The 22,533-nt window shown below is 70.8% G+C and carries 19 protein-coding genes; 1 reads left to right on the top strand and 18 read right to left on the bottom strand.

Translation table 11 applies throughout. The features are described from left to right. Positions 1–17: 17 nt before the first annotated feature. From G6O69_RS32060 to G6O69_RS32100, 9 genes are all read right to left on the bottom strand, one after another. Entirely contained in the window at positions 18–1,226 is a 1,209-nt protein-coding gene (locus tag G6O69_RS32060; protein WP_172307271.1) for an FAD-dependent oxidoreductase, read from the bottom strand. A gap of 97 nt (positions 1,227–1,323) precedes the next feature. Beyond that, positions 1,324–2,556, bottom strand: coding sequence for a beta-ketoacyl-ACP synthase (locus G6O69_RS32065; protein ID WP_172307272.1), 1,233 nt, complete (start codon positions 2,554–2,556; stop codon positions 1,324–1,326). Continuing rightward, complete coding sequence (gene fabG / locus G6O69_RS32070; RefSeq protein ID WP_172307273.1) at positions 2,553–3,311, bottom strand: 3-oxoacyl-ACP reductase FabG; 759 nt, start codon at positions 3,309–3,311, stop codon at positions 2,553–2,555. The genes G6O69_RS32065 and fabG overlap by 4 nt, the downstream gene beginning before the upstream one ends. Beyond that, the gene (locus G6O69_RS32075; RefSeq protein WP_172307274.1) at positions 3,308–3,793 is read right to left on the bottom strand and encodes a hypothetical protein; all 486 of its coding nucleotides are present in this window, start codon (positions 3,791–3,793) and stop codon (positions 3,308–3,310) included. Before G6O69_RS32075 ends, fabG begins: the two co-directional genes overlap by 4 nt. Next, complete coding sequence (locus G6O69_RS32080) at positions 3,790–4,671, bottom strand: beta-ketoacyl synthase chain length factor (RefSeq protein WP_172307275.1); 882 nt, start codon at positions 4,669–4,671, stop codon at positions 3,790–3,792. Before G6O69_RS32080 ends, G6O69_RS32075 begins: the two co-directional genes overlap by 4 nt. Next, positions 4,668–5,870, bottom strand: coding sequence for a beta-ketoacyl-ACP synthase (locus G6O69_RS32085; RefSeq protein WP_172307276.1), 1,203 nt, complete (start codon positions 5,868–5,870; stop codon positions 4,668–4,670). The genes G6O69_RS32080 and G6O69_RS32085 overlap by 4 nt, the downstream gene beginning before the upstream one ends. A gap of 87 nt (positions 5,871–5,957) precedes the next feature. Next, positions 5,958–6,689, bottom strand: coding sequence for a DUF3261 domain-containing protein (locus G6O69_RS32090; RefSeq protein WP_172307277.1), 732 nt, complete (start codon positions 6,687–6,689; stop codon positions 5,958–5,960). Continuing rightward, positions 6,689–9,145, bottom strand: coding sequence for an MMPL family transporter (locus tag G6O69_RS32095; protein ID WP_172307278.1), 2,457 nt, complete (start codon positions 9,143–9,145; stop codon positions 6,689–6,691). Before G6O69_RS32095 ends, G6O69_RS32090 begins: the two co-directional genes overlap by 1 nt. Before the next feature lie 65 nt (positions 9,146–9,210). Further along, the gene (locus G6O69_RS32100) at positions 9,211–9,915 is read right to left on the bottom strand and encodes a TetR/AcrR family transcriptional regulator (RefSeq protein WP_346017111.1); all 705 of its coding nucleotides are present in this window, start codon (positions 9,913–9,915) and stop codon (positions 9,211–9,213) included. An 82-nt stretch (positions 9,916–9,997) separates the two neighbouring features. On the opposite strand from G6O69_RS32100, the gene G6O69_RS32105 reads away from it, so the two are divergent. Continuing rightward, positions 9,998–11,212, top strand: a complete 1,215-nt coding sequence (locus tag G6O69_RS32105) for a cytochrome P450 (RefSeq protein ID WP_172307280.1) — start codon at positions 9,998–10,000, stop codon at positions 11,210–11,212. A 327-nt stretch (positions 11,213–11,539) separates the two neighbouring features. Here the strand turns inward: G6O69_RS32105 and glgA are convergent, their stop codons facing one another. The 9 genes from glgA to G6O69_RS32150 form a co-directional block, all read right to left on the bottom strand. Then, complete coding sequence (glgA, locus tag G6O69_RS32110) at positions 11,540–12,985, bottom strand: glycogen synthase GlgA (RefSeq protein WP_172307281.1); 1,446 nt, start codon at positions 12,983–12,985, stop codon at positions 11,540–11,542. A gap of 69 nt (positions 12,986–13,054) precedes the next feature. Continuing rightward, the gene (glgC, locus tag G6O69_RS32115) at positions 13,055–14,455 is read right to left on the bottom strand and encodes a glucose-1-phosphate adenylyltransferase (RefSeq protein ID WP_172307282.1); all 1,401 of its coding nucleotides are present in this window, start codon (positions 14,453–14,455) and stop codon (positions 13,055–13,057) included. A 10-nt stretch (positions 14,456–14,465) separates the two neighbouring features. After that, positions 14,466–15,488 carry a hypothetical protein gene (locus G6O69_RS32120; protein ID WP_172307283.1) on the bottom strand — a complete coding sequence of 341 codons (1,023 nt, stop codon included), beginning with the start codon at positions 15,486–15,488 and terminating at the stop codon, positions 14,466–14,468. 128 nt (positions 15,489–15,616) lie between these two features. After that, on the bottom strand, positions 15,617–16,354 hold the full coding sequence (locus G6O69_RS32125; RefSeq protein WP_172307284.1) for an alpha/beta hydrolase-fold protein: 738 nt from the start codon (positions 16,352–16,354) through the stop codon (positions 15,617–15,619). Further along, positions 16,354–17,610, bottom strand: coding sequence for a hypothetical protein (locus tag G6O69_RS32130; protein WP_172307285.1), 1,257 nt, complete (start codon positions 17,608–17,610; stop codon positions 16,354–16,356). The genes G6O69_RS32125 and G6O69_RS32130 overlap by 1 nt, the downstream gene beginning before the upstream one ends. 62 nt (positions 17,611–17,672) lie before the next feature. After that, positions 17,673–18,884 (bottom strand): alpha/beta hydrolase-fold protein, encoded by a 1,212-nt coding sequence (locus G6O69_RS42480; RefSeq protein WP_172307286.1) that lies wholly within the window; start codon positions 18,882–18,884, stop codon positions 17,673–17,675. Beyond that, positions 18,881–19,897, bottom strand: a complete 1,017-nt coding sequence (locus tag G6O69_RS32140; protein ID WP_172307287.1) for a hypothetical protein — start codon at positions 19,895–19,897, stop codon at positions 18,881–18,883. Before G6O69_RS32140 ends, G6O69_RS42480 begins: the two co-directional genes overlap by 4 nt. A 34-nt stretch (positions 19,898–19,931) precedes the next feature. Beyond that, on the bottom strand, positions 19,932–21,104 hold the full coding sequence (locus G6O69_RS32145) for a hypothetical protein (protein ID WP_217909954.1): 1,173 nt from the start codon (positions 21,102–21,104) through the stop codon (positions 19,932–19,934). A gap of 145 nt (positions 21,105–21,249) precedes the next feature. Next, positions 21,250–22,464 carry an ATP-grasp domain-containing protein gene (locus G6O69_RS32150; protein WP_172307289.1) on the bottom strand — a complete coding sequence of 405 codons (1,215 nt, stop codon included), beginning with the start codon at positions 22,462–22,464 and terminating at the stop codon, positions 21,250–21,252. Positions 22,465–22,533: the final 69 nt, after the last annotated feature.

Genomic DNA, 22,533 nt, shown 5'->3' on the forward strand with positions numbered 1-22,533 from the left:
CTCGCCGAGCGGGCCAGTCAGCGCCACCGACGAGCGCGCAGGAGCATGTCCTGGAAGGGGTTGTCATCGCGCCAGACGTCGGCGGCGAGCACCGAGATCACGCCCTGGCGAAACACCTGGTGGCCATGGCGCTCGGCGAGCAAGATGTTGTCGACCAGGCCCGAGTGATAGAAGCGATAGATGAACCGGCGGAAGGCCTCGTAGCCGCGCTCCATGTGCTCGCCGAGAGGGGCCATGAGCTCGGCCTCGGCCTCCCGGTCGTCCGCGAGCGCCGGTCCGAGGAGCTCGGCGAGGCCCTCGGCCCCGGCGAAGGCCAGGGCGATCCCCGAGGAGAACACCGGATCCAAGAAGCAGGCCGCGTCGCCGATGCAGGCGTAGCGCCGGCCGTAGGGCGCGGTGTTGCGATAGGAGAAGTTGCCGATGCACGCCGCGGGCGAGGCCTCGGCGCCCGCCGTCAGCCGCTGGATCAGCGCGGAGGCGGCGATCTCCGCGTCCAAGGTGGCCGCCTCGACCTTGCCGCTGGCCTTGACCAGGCCGAGGCTGAGCTGGCCGCCGAGCAGGGGGATCATCCACATCCAGCCGTCGTCGACGATCTTGATGATGATCTCTCCGCGCGCCTCGAGCTCGGCGGCGATCTCTGGACGCAGGCCCGTGTAGCGGCGAAACACGGCGGCCCGACCAAAGTCGCGGTAGGGCTCGATGGCCTTGGCCTGCCGGGCGAGCAGCGCCTTGTGACCGCTGGCGTCGACGAGGTAGCGCGCCCGCGCCTCCACCCGCGTGGGCTCCCCCTCCGTCGTCTCCGCGACCACGCGGACCGCGTCATCGCCGACCTCGACCTCGACGACCCGATGACCCTGGCGCACCCGCGCCCCCGCGCGCTCGGCCGCCTGGAGCAGCAGGTGGTCGAAGGTCGCGCGCTCGACCTGGTGGGCGTGGCCAGGCGTGCCGGGGAGGCCTTCGTCGAAGGAGAAGGAGGTCCGACGACCGTCGCGCTCGTCGATGAACACCGCGCCGCGCTTGCGCAAGCAGGGCACCGCGTCGAGGTCGACGCCGAGGCGGGCGAGGCTCGACAGCTCCGTGGGCAGCAGAGACTCGCCGATGTGGAAGCGAGGAAAGTGCTCGCGCTCGAAGACCAGCACGCGATGGCCGGCCTGGGCGAGCAGGTTGGCGGCGGCCGAGCCCGCTGGGCCGGCGCCGATCACGATGACGTCTTCGAGCTGAACCATGGAGGTCATGGAGATGGGGCGGGAAAGTGAGGGTAGCAGGCGGATCGCGGGCGCCCAGGGCCCCATGGAGCACCCAGGCTCGCCTGCTCGTCAGCGCTCAGACGCGCCGAAAGACGAGGCTGGTGTTGATGCCACCGAAGGCGAAATTGTTGCTCATGACCACGTCGAGCTTGGCGCCGCGCGCGTCTCCTCGCACATAGTCGAGGCCCGCGCAGCGCGGGTCGACGCGCTCGAGGTTGCGGTTCGCCGCGATGAAGCCGCGCTGCATCATCAGCAGGGAGAAGACGGCCTCGAGCGCCCCGCAGGCGCCCAGGGTGTGGCCGGTGTGGCTCTTTTGCGTGGACACGGGGGTGTGCACCCCGAGCACGTGGGCGGTGGCGCGCGACTCGGCGATGTCCCCGAGCTCGGTGGCCGTGCCGTGGGCGTTGACGTAGTCGACGTCGCTGGCCTCGACGCGCGCGGCCTGGAGGCCGAGCTGCATGCACGCCGCCATGCCCTCCCACGAGGGGTTGGTCAGGTGGATGCCGTCGCAGTTGGTGGCGTAGCCGAGCAGCTCGCCGTGGATCCGCGCCCCACGAGCCCGGGCGTGCTCGTAGGACTCGAGCACCAAGGTCCCCGCGCCCTCGCCGATCACCACGCCGTCGCGGGCCGCGTCGAAGGGCCGCGGCGTGGCCTCGGGGGTGGCGTTGAACTTGCTCGAGGCCGCGAACATCACGTCGAAGATGCCCGCGGGGATGAAGTGGGCCTCCTCGGCCCCGCCGGCGATCATCACGTCGGCCATGCCGTAGCGGATCGACTCGTAGGCCGCGCCGATGGCCTGGCTGCCGCTGGTGCAGGCCGAGCAGGTCGGCAGCACTCGGCCGCGGACGCCCATGAACTCGGCGAGGTTCGCGGCGCAGGTGTGGCTCATGAACTTGAGGAACTGGCTGCCAGCGATGCCCTGGAGGCTGTCGTGCGCGAAGACCTCGCGGCAGTAGGCCTCGGTCTCGGACGAGGATCCGTGGGTGGAGCCGTAGGCCAGACCCACGCGCCCGTCGGCCAGCTGCTCGCGGACCAGGCCCGCGTCGCTCACCGCCTGCTCGCTGGCGAAGGCCGCGAGCAGGGCCACGCGGCCCATGGTCCTGACCTTGCGCCGGGGGTAGAGCCGCGGCTCCACGCCCTCGACCAGGCCCGCCACGCCGGTGTTCATCTTGTAGCGCGCCGGCCACTCGGGCACCGCCTGGATCCCCCCGCGGCCGACCTGGAGCGCCTCGCTGACCACGTCGAGCTCGTTGCCGATCGGGCTGCACAGGCCCATGCCAGTGACGACGACCCGCCGCGCCTCGCTCATGTCAGCCCCCCGTCGATCGCGATGACCTGGCCGGTGATGTACGCGGCGTCTTCGCTGGCCAGGAAGCACACGAGCTTGGCGACCTCCTCGGCCGCGCCGAGGCGGCGCATGGGGATCAGCTCGACCATCTCGTCGGCGGGGGCGTGGGCGCTCATCTCGGTCTCGATCAGCCCGGGGGCCACGGCGTTGACGGTGATCTTGCGCTTGGCGAGCTCCCGGGCCAGCGAGCGCGTGGCCCCGATCAGCCCGGCCTTGGCCGCCGAGTAGTTGACCTGGCCGCGGTTGCCGATCAGCCCGGAGACCGAGCTGATGCTGATGATCCGCCCGAAGCGGCGGCGGACCATGGGCATGACCAGGGGCTGGGTGACGTTGTAGAAGCCGTCGAGGCTCGGGGCGAGGACCTTGGTCCAGGCCTCGCGGGTCATGGCGGGGAAGGCCGCGTCGGCGCTGACGCCCGCGTTGTTCACCAGCACGGCGATGTCCTTGCCGCTGGCCAGGAGCTCGTCGAGGGCCGCCGCGCTGGCGTCGGCGTCGGCGACGTCGAAGGGCGCGAGCTCGACGGCGCCCCCGGCCGCCTCGATGCGCGCGCGCACGGCCTGGGCGGCCGCGTGGTTGCTGCGATAGTTGATGATCACCCCGTAGCCGGCCGCGGCCAGCTGCTCGGCGATCGCCGCTCCGATCCCGCGGCTCGCCCCGGTGACCAGGGCCCAGCGCGCGGGGCCCTGGTGGTCCGCGTTGCCTTGCTCTTCGCTCATGACGACTGCGCTCCCTCCCCGCCGGCGAGGTCCTCGGCGGACGCCGACATCACGTTGATCGTCGCCGAGGCGACGCGCTGCCCGGCCCGCCAGGTCTCACAGGCGTAGCTGCCGAGCTTGCCCTCGACGTAGACGCGCTCGACCACGAGCTCGAGCGCGTCCCCGACCGCGAGGCTCTCGACCTCGAGGCGAAGCTCGCGGCTGCCCAGGAGCACGCCCATGCTCGGCGGCTCGCCGCTCAGCCGCACCTGCAGGCCGCGGGCGGCGGCGATGGCCTGGGCCATGTACTCGAGGCAGTAGCTCGCCTCGAGCCGGCCCTCGTGCACGAAGGGGCTGCCGGGCCGGACCGTCGCCGAGATCCTCGCGCGCTCCGGGCTCCAGTCGAGGACCGCCTCGATCAGCAGCATCGGCGGCTCGTGGGGGACGAGCTCGGCGACGGGCGGCCAGGGCGGCCCTGCGTCCACGGGGGGCGCCTCGCTCATGACGCCTTCTCGGAGGCGCTGGGCCGCCGGCACAGGCGCAGCTGCCAGGGCAGCGCGACGCCGGGCTCGGGCGCGACGGCCAAGGGGGCAAAGACCGCGTCGCCGCCCGCCTCGAGCTCGGCCAGGCCGCGCAGCAAGGGCAAGAGGGCCTGCCACACCGATCCCAGGGAGTCCCCTGCCCGACCCGCGGCGCCCGGACCTGCGGCGCCCGGACCTGCGGCGCCCGAGGAAGGAACGAGGCAAAGCTCGACATCCAGTGCGCCCGGCTGCGTCGCCTCGCCGGCGTCGGCCGACAGGTGGAAGGCCACGGCGAAGGTCGGATCCGAGTCCGGGCGATCCATCGGCGCGGGCAGCTGCTCCTCGGCGAAGAGCAGCAAGCAATCGCCGGCCCCGGGCTCCTGGAGCCCCGCGAGGGCCTCGAGCACGCCGACCTCGAGGCCGTGGCTGCCCCCGGACAGGGCCGTGGAGCTGCGGTGGTTGCCCGAGGCGATCGACAGGTAGCCGGTGGCCGTGTTGTGCACGCTGTTGTGGAATTTGGTCGGCGAGATCGGTGCCCCAAACGCGCTGAGCTGCCCGAGGAGGTCGACGGTGGTCTCGATCTCGCCGTAGCTCGACACCAGCACGTAGCGGGCGTCACCGATGTCCGCGCCGCCCTGGGCCGCGGCCGCCTCGACGGCCGTGACCACGGCGCGGGTCAGCGTGCTGGTCCGCCGGCGCAGGCGCGGGTGGAGCAGGTTCGCCGGCGGGCGGAGGGCGCTGGCGGCCTCGTCTGCGTCCGCGAGCTGCTCGGGACAGCCCGCGTCCACCCAGGCCGAGAAGCTCGGCGCCTGCGCGGCCCACAAGCCGACGCCGCGGATCCGCGCTCGCAGCTCGCTCATCCCTCGGCCCCCAAGAGCACGCTGACGTTGGAGCCGCCGAAGGCCAGGGAGTTGCTGAGCACCCGCCGGCTGGCGCGGTCGCGGGGGCGAGCGTCGAGCTCGACACCCAAGCTGGGATCGATGGGGTCCGCGCCAACGCTCGCCGGCAGCTGCCCGCGCTCGATGGTCGCGCAGGCGAAGATCGCCTCGGTGGCTCCTGCGGCGCCGAGCATGTGACCCGTGTAGCCCTTGGTGGCGACGACGGCCAGCGAGCGCGGCAGCGAGTCCTGCCCGGCGGCGAAGAGCTCACGGATGGCGCGGGCCTCGGTCTCGTCGTTCTTGATGGTGCCCGTGCCGTGAACGTTGATCTGATCGACCTCGCGCGCCGGGACCCCCGCCATGTCGAGGGCGCGCGCCATCGCCATCCGCGCACCCAGGCCCTCGGGGTGCGGGGCCGTCATGTGGTGGGCGTCCGAGCTCTCGCCGACGCCGAGCAAGGACACGCCAGTGCCCCCACCAGCGGGCGCCTCACGCTCGAGCAAGAGCAGCCCGGCCCCCTCGCCGATGTTGATGCCCTGGCGCTCGCTCGAGAACGGCCGGCAGGGATCCGCCGAGAGCACCTCGAGGCCGGCGAAGCCGCGCACGGTCATCTGGCACAGGCTATCGACCCCGCCGACCACCGCCGCGTCGACGATCCCCGCGCGCATCAGCCTCAGCGCCGAGGCGAACACCTTGCCGCTCGACGAGCAGGCGGAGGACACGGCGTAGCCCGGGCCGGTGACACCCGTGAGCGAGCGGATCACCTGGACGCAGGCGTAGATGGCGTGCTGGCGGGCGATGTCGTAGCCCTCGGGCAGCCGGCCGTGCTCGCGGTGGTGGATCCACGCGCGCTCACTGTCCGCGATGCCAGCGGTGCTGGTGCCCACGATCAGGGCGACGCGCTCGGCGCCCCAGCGGCTCTTGGCGGCCTCGACGGCGTCGAGCAGGGGCAGCGTGGCCAGCTGCGCGATACGAGCCTGCCGCCCCTCGAAGCGCGCGACCGCGGGCATCAGCGCCGGCAGCGGTTCGGGCACCGCGCCCAGCCAGGTGCTGACGCCGTAGCTCGACTCGGCAGGGCGCAGGCCTCGGCGCCCGGCGAAGAGCCCGTCGAGCACGGCCTCGGTGTGCTGGCCCAGGCCGTTGCAGGCCGAGTATGCGGTGATGGGGACGCCTGAGCGCATGAATGGACGGGCGAAAATAGCAGCGGCGCAACAGCTTGAACAGCTCGAACAGGCGGCTTGGACGGGGTCGCTGTGAGCGTGTTCAGATCACAGCGAGCGCCACTCGACGGTCTCGATCTCCAGCCGATAGCCGAACCAGCCGTTGTCGAGGATCACCCGCTCGGCCGGCGCCCCCTCTCGCTGCCCGCCCACGTACTCCACGCGGATCGTCCCCGCCGGCGAGCCGTCGAGGCGCTCGAAGCTGCGCGCATTCAAAACTCCCTCGGACCACTCCTCACGCACGCGCTCCCCCGCGATCTCCACCACGGGCTGGTCCTCGGCGGGCGGACCCGCCCCCCAGGGCAGGCGGTGATGCCACAGCCACACGCGGTGGATGTCCTGGAGCATGAACGCCGGCGGGAAGGGCATGTCGCGATCGATCAGCGCGCGAAAGTCGACCTCGGTGCCGCGCTGCTCGAGCACGAAGGCCTTGGCCCCGAAGGGCGTCAGCCCGAGCACGGTGAGCTGGCCATCGCGCAGCTGGAGCACCGCCTCGAAGGAGAACTTGCGCTCCCCGTAGCGCCCCGAGAGCTTCTGGCGGACCAAGAACGCGTCCGTGAGCGCCGTGGTCGAGATCAGCTCTCCGGGGTAGCCGGGCGGCTCGGCCTCGCCGGCCCCCTGCCCTTCGTCCGCATCCGCGACCGCCCGCTCGCTCGCGCTCGAGCTACCGGGGGCGTCAGCGGATCCGCTGGTCCGGCAGCCCAGGCTCATCGAGCTCAGCAAGGTCAGCGCGAGCGCACACGCCCTCGAGCCCTTCGATTTACACGCGTCGCGCAGCATCAGTTCTTCCCGGAGTGTGCACCCTCGGCCGCCGCCGCGCCTGTGAACAAGATCAAGGCCGTCGGCGCGAGCACCAGGCTGAGCAGCACGCCCAGCCCCGTGGTCAGCCCGATCGCCCGCAGGGCGGGGTTGCTCGACATCGCGAGCAGGCCAAAGGCCAGGACCGTCGACAGGCAGCAAGCCATCAAGCTGAGCACCGTGGCCGCGACCTCGCCGGGCGAGTGCCGGCTCTCGACCAGGAAGACGCCATAGTCCACGCCCATGCTCAGCACCAAGAGCAGCGAGACCACGTGTAGCAAGGTCAGCTCGAAGCCGGCGAGGACGAGCAGCGCGACGGTCGTGCCCGCGGCCAGCAGCGCCGGGGTGAACGCCGCCAGCGTCGGGCCGAGCTTGCGGTAGCGCAGGCCGATCATCGCGAGCACCGCGAACAGCCCGAGTCCGACGAGCTCGAGGGTCGAGCGGCGGTGGCGACCGTAGAGCTCGGCCATCAGCGCGCGCTGATCGAAGAGGTGCACGTCGTCGAGGCCGAGGGCGTCGAGGCGCGCGGCCACGGCCTCGGGATCGTCCACGCCGCGGGTCAAGCTGAGGATCCCGATCTGGCCGTCGAGCTCGACGCGCATGGACGCCGCGGCGTCGCCCAGGGGGGAGGCCGCCAGCGTCGGCCAGTCCAGCGGCGGTGCCCCCTCGCCGGCGCGCTGCGCCTCGAGGGCCTCGCCGAAGCCCGAGAACACGCCAGCGCGGAAGCCATGCGCGGCATAGGCCGCGTCGAGCCGGGCCATGAACGCCTCCGGCTCGCCATAAGCCGCGAGGTTCTCGCGCTGGCGCGCCTGTGACCACAGCAGCTCGTGCATCGACTGAAAGTCCGCCAGCTCCCCGGCCTCGCGCGCGGCGACCAGAGCCGCGTGGACGCGGTCGTTCTTGGCCAGGGCCTGCTCGTCGTCGTCGCCGATCGCCACGACCATGCGCCCCGCGTCCATGCGCGAGACCAGCTCGCGCACGGCCTCGTCCTCGGCGAGCAGCTGGGGGTCGCGCTCGGTCAGCGCGGAGACATCATCGACGAAGCGCAGCCGCGGCGCGGCCACGGCGATCAGGATCAGCGCGAGGATCGGCAGGACGAGCAGCGCCCGACGGCGCGCGCCGAGGCCCTCGACCACGGCCCCTGCCCGCTGCGCCAGCTCGCGCTGGATCGCCACCGGCGGGGGCGCGGCGCCCATCAGCGGGGGGAGCAGCCACAGCGTCGCGGCCAGGGCGGCGGCCACGCCCGCGGCCGCGAACACGGCGATCTCCCGCACCCCGGGGAAGGACGTCCAGCCCAGACCCACGAAGCCCGCGACCGTCGTCGCCGCGCCGAGCAGCAGCCCCGGGCGCACGCGCCGAGCCGCCCCCGCCGCGCCCTCGGGATCGGGCTCGAGCACGTGGTGATTGAACAGGTGCACCGGGTAGTCGATGCACACGCCGATCAGCGAGGCCCCAAAGGCCAGGGTCAGCCCGTGGATCCGCCCAAAGAAGAGCAGGCACAGGGTCGTCGCCGTGAGCACTCCGGCGGCGAGCGGGAGCATCGGCAGCAAGACCAGGCGAAGCCTGCGAAAGAGCAGCAAGAAGAGCGCGAGCACCCCGACGGTGGCGATCGTCGAGATCCGTGTGATGTCCCCGCGGATCTGCGCCTCCGACTTCAGCGCGAAGCGACCCACGCCGCTCTGGCGCAGGCTCAGCCCCGGGTCCTCGGCCTGCATCGCCGCGAAGCGCTCGGAGATCTCGGCCTGGAGTGGACCTTGGTGCGCGGCCTGGAAGGGCGAGTGGACCGTGGCGAAGAAGAGCACCGCGTCGCCCTCGGCGGTCACGAAGTGCCCGTCGCGGACGCTCAGCGGCCCCGCCCGGGCGTGCTCGAGGCGCTCGAGGATCGCGGGGTAGAGGAGCAGCGGATCTTCGGGCGCGACGCGCTTGATCATCGCCGCCGTGGGCAGCCGCAGCTGACGCTGGAGCGCCTCGGCGGCGGCCTCGAGGCCCGCGTCGCTCAGGCTCGCCTCGAGGGCCCCCGCCTCGCCAGCCGTGAAGTAGACCCGCCTGGGAAAGTAGAGCTCGTAGATCGCCTGGCTGTTGTCCTCGCGCCAGCCGGAGCGCACCCAGGCGACCTCCTCGTGCTCGGCCAGGCTCGCGGCGAGCTCGTCCACCGCCGCGATCGCCCGCTCGGTCGCCCCCTCACTGTCCCCATCCCCACCCCGATCGACCCCGACCACCAGGATCGTCGTCTTGGTCAGCTCCGACTCGGCGAGCTGGCGGCTGAGCTTGGCCAGGCGTGCGTCCTCCCCGGCGGCCAGGAAGTGGGTGATCTCCGTGGTCAGCTCGAGGCGCAGGGCGACAAAGAGGCCCATCAGCGCGAGCAAGAGCCCGCCAATGGCCACCGGGAGCCAACGCGGGCCCGAGCGCGAGGCGGGGGGTTTGGGAGCCTTCGTCACGAGCCGCGGAGTCTACTGCATTGCCAGAAGCTTTTGCGCGACCCCGGCGCCCGCCCCTGTATCGCTCACTTGGGCTTGGTCTTGGCCTTTGTCCTGGCCCTGGGCTTGGTCTTGGCCATGGGCCTCGCGGTGTCCCGCGGGCCGACCAGGCCGTGGAGCAGGAGCTCGATCAGCGCCTGAAGCTGGCTCTCCTCGGCCCCGCTGCGGCGGACGAACACCCACCAATTGATCGTCGCGCTGAGGACCTCGAAGACCATGATGGGGTCGATGCCCGAGGCGATCTCTCCGCGCGCCTCGGCGGCGGCGAGCACCTCCATCGGCATCCCCCCGAGCGTGTCGCGGAGCCCGTCGACGATCTCCCGGAGCTCGTCGTCGTCCCCGCCCGAGAGCATGATCCGAAACAGGCCCTGGTACTCGGGCTTGCGGGCCAACTCGACGGTCCGATGGGCGATCGCCCCGATGTCGCCGCGCAGCGAGCCCGTCTTGGGCGCCGTGAAGGCCTCGGTGGTGATCGACAAGAGCGCCTCGCGGACGAGCTCCTGCTTGGTCGGCCAGCGCCGATACACGGTGGTCTTGTTGACCCCCGCGCGCGTGGCCACGTCCTCGATGCGCAGCCCGTGGTAGCCGGCGCGCGCGACCTCCTCCAGGGTCGCCGCCAGCACCTTGCGGATCACTGGCTCGCCCCGGACGACCTTGCGCTTGCTGCTCTCTCCGACTCGGCGCTTCTTGCTCATCACCCGCCCGCGACTGCGGACGCTAGCATCCGACACCAAAACGCATCGCAACTTTTTATTGCTGTGACCCTTTGGTCGTGCCAGGCTCCGAACGCAACCAAAAGTTGCGATATGCGCCATGAGCATCATCCACGAACTCTTCTCCCCCACGAGCTACGACAACCCCTTCCCGATCTACGCCGCCTTGCGCGAGCGTGGGGCCGCGGTCCACGTGCCGGAGTTCGGCATGTACCTCGTCAGCCGCTACGAGGACGTGCAGCGCGTCCTCAAGAACCCGGAGCTGTTCTCGTCGGCGCACATGGCCGAGGGTGCCCGGCTCAAAGATTCCCGGCTGCTCGATGGCATGAACCTGCTCATCGGCACCGACTCCGTGATCTCCTCGGATCCGCCAGCGCACACGCGCCTGCGCAAGCTGGTCAGCGTGGCCTTCACCCCGCGGGCCATCGCCCGGCTCGAGGGCCGCGTCCGCGAGATCACCGGTGAGCTCATCGACGCGATCCTCGAGAAGGACAGCTTCGACATGATGGCCGACTTCGCCGTGCCGCTGCCGGTGATCGTGATCGCCGAGATGCTCGGCGTCGATCCCTCGCGCCGGGCAGACTTCAAGCGCTGGTCCGACGACATCGTGATCGGCTCCAACTTCAACGCCGTGTTCAGCGAAGCAGAGATCGAGCGGATCATCAAGAGCCGCTACGAGCTCGCCGACTTCTTCCGCGAGATGATCGAGGAGCGCGTCGAGGAGCCAAAAAACGACCTGCTCAGCGACCTCGTGCGCGCCCAGGTCGAGGACGACAAGCTCAGCCCCCAAGAGGTCCTGACCATGGCCAGCGTGCTGCTGATCGCGGGCAACGAGACCACCACCAACTTGATCGGCAACGCCACGGCCGAGCTGCTCAACCACCCCGAGGTCGAGGCCCAGCTGCGCGAAGATCCCTCGCTGATCCCCGGGTTCATCGAGGAGGCCCTGCGCTACCGTCCGCCAGCGGTGATGGGCTCTCGCTCGACCACCCGCGAGACCACCCTGGGCGACGTGACCTTGCCCGCCGGCGCCCAGCTCGGCGTGCTGATGGACTCGGCCAACCACGACCCCGCGCGCTTCGAAGACCCCGAGCGCTTCGACATCACCCGCAACCCCGCGCACCTGACCTTTGGCTTTGGCATCCACTTTTGCGTGGGCGCCCCGCTCTCGCGGCTCGAGGGCAAGGTCGCCTTCGAGGAGATCCTCGAGCGTCTGCCGGCCTTCTCCCGCGAGCCGGGGCCGCTGGAGTGGAACCCCAACTTCCACCTGCGCGGGCTCGCGCGCCTGCCCCTGCGCTTCGACTCACGCGCCTGAGCGAGCGACCTGCGACCAGCACGAGCGGGCGCGATCCCCTCGACGAGGGCTCGCGCGGGCGCAGGCCAGCGTCCCCTCGAGCGCGAGCCCCTAGGAGCCCGTGGTGAAACCCAACACGACACCTCGCTTGGGGTTTTCGTCGAGGGCGCGAAGCCAAAACGCCGCTGTACCGAGCGTACCGCAAGTTTTGGCGACAACGTCATCGGCGGAAGGACCAAGCGAGGTGTCGTGTTGGGTTTCACCACGGGCTCCTAGGGCCCTCGGGAGGGTTCCCCGGCGGGAGGCGAGACCGCCTCCCGCTCTCGACACCACTCGCGGCCGTCGTGTTCAGAGCGCACGATAGAGGCGCAGGTAGTCGGCCGCCGAGCGCGACCAGCTCCAGTCCCGAGCCATCCCCGTGCGCTGGATGGTCCGCCAGCCCTCGGGGTGCTCGCGAAACATCCGCACCGCCCGCCCGATGGCCCAGCGCAGGCCGACGGCCGTGGGGTGACCAAAGGCGAAGCCGGTGCCCTCGCCGCCGGCGAGGCCGCCGTCGCCGGGGTCTCGGACCGTGTCCGCGAGGCCGCCCGTGGCGTGGACGATGGGCACGGTCCCGCAGCGCATGGCGTACATCTGCGTGAGCCCGCAGGGCTCGAAGCGGCTGGGCACCAAGAGCGCGTCGCAGCCGGCGATCAGCGCGTGGGAGAGCGGGACGTCGAAGGCGATCTGCGCGCGGACGTTGCGGCCGTAGTGGCGCGCAGCCAGGCGAAAGCCGTCCTCGAGCCTGGGCACGCCCGTGCCCAGGACCACCAGGCGCGCGGGGAAAGCGTAGAGCTCGGAGATCAGCGCGAGGACCAGGTCGAGGCCCTTTTGCGCGGTCATCCGGCTGACGACGCCGAGCACCGGCACCTCGGGCTGCTCGGACCAGCCGCAGCGCTGGAGCAGCGCCGCCCGGACGGCGCGCTTCCCATCGAGATGATCGGCGTCGTAGTGCGCGGCCAAATGCGGATCGCTGGTCGGATCCCACTCCTCGGTGTCGATGCCGTTGAGGATCCCGAACACCCGGCGGCGGCGCAGGAAGCCGTCGAGCTGGGCGCCGAACTCCGGCGTCTGGATCTCCCGGGCGTAGGTCGGGCTGACCGTGGTCACGGCGTTGGCCAGGGCCATGCCGCCCTTGAGCAGGTTGATGTGGTCGAACCACTCGTAGGCGTCGAGGTGAAAGACGTCCCACGACAGACCCGTGAGCGGCAGCAGCTCCTTGCTACAGATGCCCTGGTAGGCCAGGTTGTGCACGGTCATCACCGTGCGCGTGCCCGGAAGCAGAGCGCGGGCGTTGGTCGCGACGAGCCCGGGGATCAGCCCCGTGTGCCAGTCGTGACAGTGGATCACGTGGGGCGGCGCGCCGAGCAGCTCGCGGGCCACCCCGACGACGGCCTTGCTGAACAAGATGAAGCGCAGCGAGTCGTCGTCGTAGCCGTAGAGGCCGTCGCGGCCGAAGGCGGCGTCGTTGGCCGCGAAGAAGACCGGCGCGCGCCCGGGTCGGTCGAGGCGCAAGAAGCGAACCCGCGCCGTCGCCGGGCCGAGGCTGACGTCGGCGACGATCCCCGTGTCCGAGGGCGCCAGCCCGCGCTTGGCCAGGGCGACCTGTGCCTTGCGATAAAAGGGCATGACGACGGCGGCCTGGACCCCGTCGTCGGCCCGACACAGCGCGTCGGGGAGCGCCCCGACGACATCGCCCAGGCCACCGGACTTGGCCCAGGGCGCGCACTCACTGGAGACATGGAGGATACGCATTGCTTCGGCTTCGCGGTTGTCGGGCCGCAGGACCCGCTCGAGTCGGCTGGTAGCCCGTCGCCTCGTCGCTCAGCTCTCGTAGCGAGGGCCGGAGGAGTGATGGCTGTGTTGGGTGACGTCGGTGACGTCGTAGCGCCCCTCGAAGGCCTGCATGGCCGCCTTGGTGTCGGGGTCACGACGCATCAGCGCCGCCATGTCGAAGGTCAGGCGGATCGGGCCGGAGCGCGGGACCACCGTGCCCTTGGGCAGGACCACGATCCCCGAGCTCGTGAAGAAGGGGAAGCGCTCGCGATCGGCCTCGGGGTCGAAGCCGATCTGCGTGCCCGGCTCGACCCGACAGTTCTTGTCGAGCAGCACCCGGCGCAGCTTGGCGCCCTCACCGATGTTGCAGCCCGAGAGGATCACGCTCTCCTCGAGCTCACAGCCCGGGTGGACGAAGGTGTCGTAGCCGAGCATCACGCGGTCGAGGACGCTGCTCGAGACGATCGCCCCCTCGCAGACCAGCGAGTCGATGGCCGAGGTCGGCGGGTGGCCGCTCGAGTGCCGGACGAGGCGCGCCGGCGGATAGTCGCGCTGCGCGGTGCGGATGCGCCACTGACGGTTGTAGAGGTTGACCGCGGGCAGCGAGCCGCGGACCTCCATGTTGGCGGCGAAATAGCTCTCGAGGGTGCCGACGTCGCGCCAGTAGGGCACCGTGCCCCCGCGCTCCCCCGGCACCTCGTTGGTCCCAAAGTCGTAGACCTGGATCTTTCCGCCCCCCTCGAGCAGCCGAGGGATGATGTTCTTGCCGAAGTCGTGGGCCGACTCCTCGTTGACGGCGTCCTCGCGCAGGAGCTCGATCAGGCGCTGGCGGCGGAAGAAGTAGTTGCCCATGCTGACCAGGGCCCGCGTGGGGTCCCCGGGCATCGGCCGCGGGTTCTTGGGCTTCTCCTGGAAGCTGACCAGGCGACCGCTCTCGTCGATCTCCATGACCCCAAACTGGTGGGCCTCCTCGATGGGCACCGGCCAGCCGGCGATGGTCAGGTCGGCCCCGGAATCCTGGTGCAGGGCCTGCATCTGATCGATGGCGAACTTGTAGATGTGGTCGCCGCTGAAGATGCCCACGGTCGCCGCGCGGGTCTGGTGGAGCAAGTTGACGTTCTGCCAGACCGCGTCGGCGGTGCCCTTGTACCAAGACGGCCCCATGCGCATCTGCGCGGGCACGATCTCGATGAACTCCTGGATACCGTCGAGGTGCCAGTTGCGGTTGATGTGGCGGATCAGGCTCGAGGCCATGAACTGGGTCAACACGTAGACCCGGCGGTAGCCCGAGTTGATCACATTGGAGAGCACGAAGTCGACGATGCGATAGCGCCCCGCGAAGGGCACCGCCGGCTTCGCCCGGTGACAGGTGAGCGGCGCGAGGCGAGAGCCCTTCCCCCCAGCGAGCACGAGGATCGGCGTACGGTTTACGTGGAACTCCGGCCCCATGGCGCCCAGCCTAACAGGGGGCTGGGTCGATGGGTATCACGAGTTCGTCAAAGATCTCGGCCAGCCGGTCGCACTTCGAAGCGCGAGCCAGGGCGTACCAGGCCTCGAGGGTCTCCGGATCCTCCACGGCGGCGATCGCTGCGCGGCGCGGCTCGTCGAGGGTCACGCCCTGTAGCGCCAGGAGGTCGAAGAGAGCCCGCCGCGTCGCCCAGGCCCTGCCCGCTTGGTGACCCGCTTGGCGCCCCGCCTCCAAGCCCTCCTTTTGCCCCTCGCGGTGGCCGAAGACGAAGGAGTAGCTCTCGCGCACGAAGTCATCGATACGCTCGAGCGCCCTCGCTTCCCGCGTCCCAAGGCTGCTCGACTGATGCAGCGACCGCTTTGCCTGCTCGAGCACGTCCGCAGAGAACATATCCGCCATGAGCACACCGTAGCGCTCGCCCATCCGCTCGTCGAGGCAGCTCAGGGCGACCAGGGCGGCCCGTGCACCGGCCACCTGCACCGCTCGGGCGACGCCCCTCGCATGCATGAGCGCGCCGAGGAGGGTAGCGAGCGGACGCCCCCGCGCGTCCCCGAGACTCGTCAGCAGCGGCACGTGCTCACGCTCCACCAGCACGGGCGCGACGCTCATCCCGGCCGCGAGCCCACGGATCCACTGGCGCAGCGCGGGCGAGAGCGCAAAGACGACGACCTGTGCCTCGGCCCGAAACTCGGCCGCCGCGGCCACCGCCAGCTCCGACCAACGCCAGCGCTTCTCCGCGTCGACGCAGACCTGGACCTCGATGGCCAGGACCAGCGCGGTCTCGCCTCCCCTCCCCTCGACGGAGATCAGCAGGTCCGCCGCGCGTCGATGTGCCCGGCGGCGCAAGCCGGGGAGTTCGAAAGACGGCAGGCGCTCGTGCGTGACTCTCCCTGGCAGCTCACCCCGGGCCCGCGCAAAGATGGCGAGCAGCGCCTCGGGCTCCCGACGCAGGAGCGCCACCAGCAGATGCACGAGGCTCTCGTGCACGCTGGCGAGGATGTCCAGAGGTGCCACGGCGCTCGCTCGATGCAAGCGCCCTGCGAGCCGCGACCTTCAATGATCTCGGATGTTTGGCGTGGGGCGACGGCGGACGAGCGGCCAACACACGGGCCGCCCGTCCCGGGACCAGGCCGCCAGACGCCTCAGTCCTGCGTCCACTCGCCGAGATACTTGGGCAGCATCTCGCGCCAGGTCGGCCAATCGTGGTGCCACTGGGGGCCCCAGGGATCGACGCGGTTGGGCACGCCCATGCGCCCCAGGGCGTTGGCGATGCCCCAGCTCTCGCCCATGTCCTCGGCCCGGCCGTCGCCCGAGGCGATGAGCACGAAGCGCTTGCGCAGCTCCTCGAGGTGCGGACCGCTGAGGGTCGGCAAGAATTGCAGGGGCGAGGACACGAAGTAGTCCTCGGTGTAGTGCGGGCCGCAGTTGAAGAAGCGCAGGATGTTCCAGGTCCCGCTCATCCCGATCGCCCGGTGAAAGACGTTGGGCCAGCGGCACAGCGCGGCGACGGCATGGAAGGCGCCGATCGACGAGCCCGCCGTCCAGATCGGGATGTCGTCGCGCTTGCAGTCGGCGCGGATCGCCGGCACGACCTCGTGGCGGATGTAGCGGTGGAACTGATCGAGCAGCCACATGCGGTGCTGAGGGCTTCCCTCTTGCTCGATCATCGCCCGGCCCGCGACGCTGTCGCAGGAGTAGATCTTGATGCGCCCAGCCTCGATCAAGGGCGCGAGCGCGCGGATCATCAAGAAGCGCTCGATCTCCTCGGCGTCGCCGCCCGCGGTGGGGAAGAGCAGCACGGGCTGGCCGTAGCTGCCCCAACGCGCGAGGGTGGACTCGCGCCGCATTCGCTCCGAATACCAGGTCGACTTGTCGAACATCAGCCTTCGCCTTCTTCTCGCCGCCACTGCTGGATGCGATCCCAAAACAGCGCGGTGAATTCTTCGATCTCGTGCTTGGGGAAGAGCGCCGCGACCTTGTCGCGGACGGCCGCGCGGGCCTCGTCGCTGGCGAAGAAATCCGCCGCGACGGCGTCGAGCTCCCCGAGGTGCTCGGCGCAAAATTCCTCGAAGCGCGCGGTCTCGAGGCGCTCGTCGGCGATCGCCCCATAAGCGTCGAGCTTCTCCGCGTAGCTGCGATCGCTGGCGGCGATCTCGTAGTAGGGCGCCCAGTCCAGCGTGCGCCGCATCGGGCGATCCGTGGCCGCGCAAAACAGGCTCCAGCGGATGTAGGCCTTGACCAGCCACGGGAAGTGGTAGTGCAGGCTCGTGACCTGCGAGTCCGGGCAGGCGTTGGCGAAGTCCATGGGGTGCCAGACGCCGCCCTGACGCAGCGACTCGCAGCTGTTGAACTCCCAACCAAAGAAGGTGTTGATGGTCAGGGTGACCTTGCGCAGGGTCTCGAGGTCGTCCTCGCCCAGGCCCTCGTAGTGGAGGATGCGGTAGCGGTCGTGCAGCGGCTGGTCGGGGTCGTAGCTGACGTGGCGGACCTGCGGTCCGAGGCCGACGCTGCGCACGAAGCCGTCGTGGGGCAGGATCCCGGCCTGCACGTGCATCACGTCGGCGCCGCTGTCCTCGTAGGCCGCGCGCAGCTCGGCCTCGTCGTCGACCTTGCGCACCGATCGCCAGCCCCCGCCGTCGTAGGGCTTGACGAACATCGGGTAGCCGAGCTTGGGCCCGAGCTTGCCGATGTCGAAGAGCCTGGCGTAGCGCATCAGCGTGGGCCGCAGGTCCGGGTTCGTGGTCGCGTAGGACTTGGGCGGGATCATCCACGTGTCGGGCACGGGCATGCCCAGGTGCATCATCGCCGCGTAGGCGGTGTGCTTCTCCATGGACTGGACCGACCACGGGTTATTGAACACGTAGAGGTCGTTCATGATCACCGCCTTTTTGATCCACTCCCGCGAGGTGTGGAACCAGTGCGTGAGGCGGTCGATGACCAGGTCGTAGCTACAGGGCTGGCGCAGATCGTAGGGCTCGATGGTCACGCGCTCGACCTCGAAGCGCAGCGTGCCCGACTCCCCGGGGACGGGGCTCGGGACACGCAGGTCGAGGCGGCGCATGATCGCCTCGTAGCAAGCCGGCCAGCACAGGTCGGCGCCCAGGGACAGACCAATTTTGCGAACGCTCTCAGCCATGATGCCTCACTCGGTGGTGCTCTCTCGTGCTCGTTGCTGCTCCGACACTCGCGCGGAGCCTCTCACTCGTAGATCATCATCAACGGTCCAGGGAAGAGCCAAGACAGGCCCTCGCGGGAGCGGTCGCGCCAGTTCTCCCAGTTGTGACCGTCGCGCGCCTCGACGAAGCGCACCTGCATGCCGGTCTCGTCGAGCAGCGGGACCAGCGAGCGGTTCTCGTAGATCAGCGACTCGTAGACCCCGCAGCTCACGAACACCCGCTCGCTGACCGCCTTGGGGGCCTCGCGGAAGGCGTTCATGAAGCGGACGACGGGGTTGAAGACCGGGCCGCGGTGGTTTTGGTGGCCGATGTCGGTGAACGCGAAGGAGCCCGACTGGAGCAGCAGCCGGCCCCAAAAGCCCGGGTAGCGCACCGCCGTGGACAGCGCCGCGACCCCGCCGAAGCTCGCCCCCATCAGGCAGCGCGCGCGCGGGCGATCGCTGACCGGCAGCCGCGCGACGACCCGGGCGGCCAGCTCCTCGGTGATGAAGCGGGCGTGGCGAGGGTCGTTCGCGTAGTCGACCAGGCGATCCGGCGAGTCGACGAACACGGCGATCAGCTCGGGGATCTCGAGGCGCTCGATCAGGTTGTCGAGCACGGTCTTCATGCCCGCGTAGTTGAGGTAGTCCGAGCCGTCGTGGACGACCAGCAGCGGGTACTGGCGCGTGCGTCGGAAGCGGGGCGGGAGGTAGAGCTGGCCGCTGCGCGGGGCCCCGAAGGCCTCGCTGTGCATGGTGAAGGGCTCGAGGGTCCCGGGCCGCGCCTTGGGGTCGTGGCGCGTCCACTCGGGGATCTCGTAGCCCGCGCCCTGGAGCACCGAGTTGGCCCCGAAGGGGTCCCGGGCCAGATGCGGGTTGAGGGGGTCGCGGATCCACTCGTTGTGGTCGCCGCGGCGGACCTCGAGCTTGTACTCGACCCGCGAGCGCGGCGGGATCTCGACGTCGAGGCCCCACAGGTCCGTGCCCTCGACCCGGGCCAGGGGCTGGGAGGTCTCGAGGCCGAAGATGAAGTGGCGCAGGCGGACCTCGTCGGCCTCGCCGCGCCAAAAGAAGCTGGCGTTCTTGCCCTCGACGACGGGCACGGTCCGACCTTGGAGCCAGCCATCGATGTGCGCGCGGACCCGGGCCGCGCGCGCGCCATCGCTCTGGTCCGCCGGCGCCTCGGCCCCGCCCAGGGCCTCACCGCGCTGCAAGCTGGCGATCTCCGCGAGGAGGGTGCGTACGGCCGCGGTCACGCCCCCACCTCCTCGAAGCCCACGCAGCCCCCGTCTTCGCACAGCTGGGTCAGCCCGCTGGCTTGAAGCTGGGCCGCGCCCTCTTCGTCCTCGCGGACGGTCAGGTGCGCCCCCGCGGGGAAGGCCAGGCAGCGCGCCGGGGAGAAGCGTCGGGCGAGCAGGCTGACGCGCTCGGGGTCGTCGAGGCGCAGGCGGGTCTCGGGGTGCGGGAGCACGACGAGATCGGAGACCAGGCCGAGGCCGTAGGCGAGGACCTCGGCGGCGCCGCGGCCCTGGGGCGGCGAGTCGTGGAAGAGCACGACCCGCTCGCTGATCGCCATGGCGCCCCCGGACCAGGCGAACACGGCCTGGCCGTCGAGGAGCTCGTCGATGCCGAACAGGCGCATGCGGTTGAGCATCGAGGCCACGTGGCCGCCGGCGATGGCGATCCCCCGGCAGCCCGCGAGGGCCTCGGCGATCTGCGCGCGGTGCTCGACGACCACCGGCCGGGTCTCGAGCTCGACCTGGCGCTCGAACTCGGCGCGGACGCGCATGCAGTGGGCCAGGTGGTAGCCGTCGAGCAGGCGGATCGCGCCCATGGACGCCGCCTCTTCCTCGGCCAGGACCTTGGCCGGGGCCTGGCGCTGGCGGATGACGTGGTTGGCGGCGAGCTCGTGCTCGAGGCGGATGCGATAGAAGTCCTGCTTGTGGCGCAGCTCGATCTGCATGGCCCGGTGGGCCTCGGCGAGCTCGACGTCGCGGGCGAACACGTCCTGCGTGCGGTGGTAGAGCCGCAAGTTGACGGTCTCGCAGGCCAGGTGCGTGCGCAGGGCCTCGTCCTCGTCCTCGCGGTCGCGCCAGCCGGCGGTGATCAGCGCGATCGGCCCGTCGCAGTCCAGCCCGCGGACGATCGCGCCCAGGGTCGAGTCGAAGCGCTGCGCGCCGAGCAGGACGACGTCCTTCACGCGGCGGGTGTGGAGGGGAGCGGATGATTCGGCGGCAGCGATCACGTGGTTGCTATCGGGGTAGGCCATTCGAGGAGGCAACGAGCAGAGCAGCGGTCTTCGCTCAGCCTGCGCGCACCTGGATCGTCCGGCCGGCGGCGTCGAGCATGCGACGCAGCTCGTCGTAGTCGGGGTGCTTCATGCGCAGCCAGGCGTTGGCCATGTAGCCGGCCGAGACGGGCTGCGTGGGCGTACCCGGCGGGGGGAAGTGGGCGTCGATGATCCACTGACCAAAGGCCCGCTCGATCTCGCCCACCCCCTCGTAGCCGAGGATCCGCCCGTCACGGTCGGGGCGCAGGGCGACGATCCCCGCCGAGAAGCGGCGCGAGAGCGTCTGCTTGCGGGTGTGCCAGACCACCGCCTCGGCCCACTCGCGGTAGAGATCGACGTCGTTGGCGGCGCAGTAGAGATCCCAGGCGCCGACGCCCGGCGGGCGGCAACCGATCTCGCTGAACTTGAGGCCCTTGGGCCCGTAGAACCACTCCATGTGCGTGGCGCTGGTCTCGATGCCCAGGGCCGCGATCACCTGGCGGCCCATGGCCTTGATCTCGCCGTAGCCATCGGCCGAGTCCACGCGGTTGGTGCAGATGAACTGCGGGCTGATCCAGCGCGTGCGCATGGCCTCGAGCACGTTGGGGTAGTAGTGGCAGACGAACTCGTGGACGACCTGGCCGCCCACGCAGATCGTGTCCCAAAAGCCCTCGTGGCCCTCGATGAACTCCTCGACGGCCACGCTGCGGCCGCTGCCCACGCCGCACTCGCGCAGCGCCGCGTCGAGTTCGGCCACGTTCTCGCAGCGGTAGGTCGCCGCCGCCCCGGCGGCGTCGCGCGGCTTGACGATCACCGGGAAGCCCACGCCGGCCGCGAAGCTGCGGATCTCGTCGACGTCACCGGAGCCGATCGACTGGGCGCAGGGCACCTTGGCCGCGCGCAGGGCCTCTTTCATGGCCGGCTTGTCGCGGCACAAGAAGGTGGTCTGGACGCTGGTCCCGGGCACGCCGAGAGCCTCGCGGACCTTGGCCGCGCACATCATGTGGGCCTCGACCGTGGCCTCGAGGCGATCGATGCGGACCTTGTCGCGGACCACACTCAGGGCGCCCATGACCTGCTCGGGGCTGGTCACGTTGCCGACCTGCTCGTAGTGGGTCAGCCAGTGGCGCATCTGCTCGTCGAGGGCTTCCTTGGGCCGCTCGCCGACGCCGATCACCCGCGCGCCCACGGCATGGAGCGCACGCACGAATTCCCGCTGATTACGGGGGAAACAAGGCTCGAGGAAGACGACGTCGACGGGCATGGGACCTCAGCGCTCGCGGAGCTTCGCCAGGCTAGCGGGGCGGCACCCCGCCGCCAAGCGTCAGCTTGCACGAAGATCGACGGCGCGCTCAGGCATAGCGCACGCGCACCTTGCCGATGATCGTGCCGAGGGCCGCCTGGACCACGGACGTGCGCGGGTCGCGGACGATCGCGTAGCCGTCTCCTTCATAGGCGTCGCTCTTGGGCATCCCCGGGGTGGGCATGCGGGCCTCGACCACCGCCGCCCCGACGGCCGCGTTGGCCTCGGCGACCCCGGTCACGGAGGCCACGCGGCCGCGACCGATGCCGCGCAAGAAGGCGCAACCGACGGCGTAGCGCCGCTCCCAGGGGCCATCGAAGCGCTCGTCGACCACGGTCCGGACCCACATTCGGTAGGGATCCATGTCGTAGGCCAGGCCGATCATCCGCGTGATGTGGGCGCCCGGGGGCCGCTGGGCGATCTCGCCGACGGCCAGGCTGCCGTCGGCCCGGCGGAACCACTCCATGTGGGTGAAGCCGGACTCGAGGCCCAGGGCCCGGCTGGTCTGCACGGCCAGCGCCTTGATGTCGTCGAAGCCCTGCCCTTGGTTCTCCCGGGGGAGCACGCAGCACCACTGGATCCACGGGTTCTCGAGGGCCGTGAGGCAGCTGGGCTGGTACCAGGAGACCGAGACCATCTTGGGCACCCCGCCGAGGAGCAGCGTATCGCAGCTGCCCTCCTCCCCCTGCAAAAACTCCTCGGCCAGCACGGGGCGCTGCGGCCCTGCACCCAGGCCACGCAGGGCCGCGACCAGCTCCTCGCGCCCGCGGACCCGAAAGGTCGCCTTGGCGCCCATGCCCGCCGGGGGCTTGAGGACCATGGGGAAGCCGACCTCCCCGGCGAAGGACATGGCGTCGTCGAGGTTGGTGAGCAGTCGGTGCCGGGCCACGGGGATCCCGGCGGCGCGCAGGTGATCCTTCATCTTGGCCTTGTCGCGGAAGCGCTGGGCCGTGGCGAGATCCGTGCCCGGGATGCCAAAGCGCTCGCGGACCGCCGCGATCATCTCTTGGATGGGCTCGAGCACCCCGATGATCCGCGCCGGCTGGCCGTGCTTGCGGCGCAGCAGCTCCACGGCCTCGAAGAGCTCCGAGAGCGAGAGCCCGTCGCGGACCACGGCGATATCGGAGAAGTAGTGGCGCTGCTCCGGGCGCGGCAGCTCCTGCATGACACCGAGGAGTCGGACGCCCGGCAGCGCAGAGGCCGCACGGACGAAGCGCATGGTCGTGTCGAGGGGGAAGGGGGCGACGAAGATGACGGTGCGCATGCGCCGAGAAGCTACAGAGAAAGCCGCCGCGGAGCGAGCCCCCTCTATCGACATTCGAGCGTTCGGGCT

The sequence above is a fragment of the Pseudenhygromyxa sp. WMMC2535 genome, from assembly GCF_011083025.2.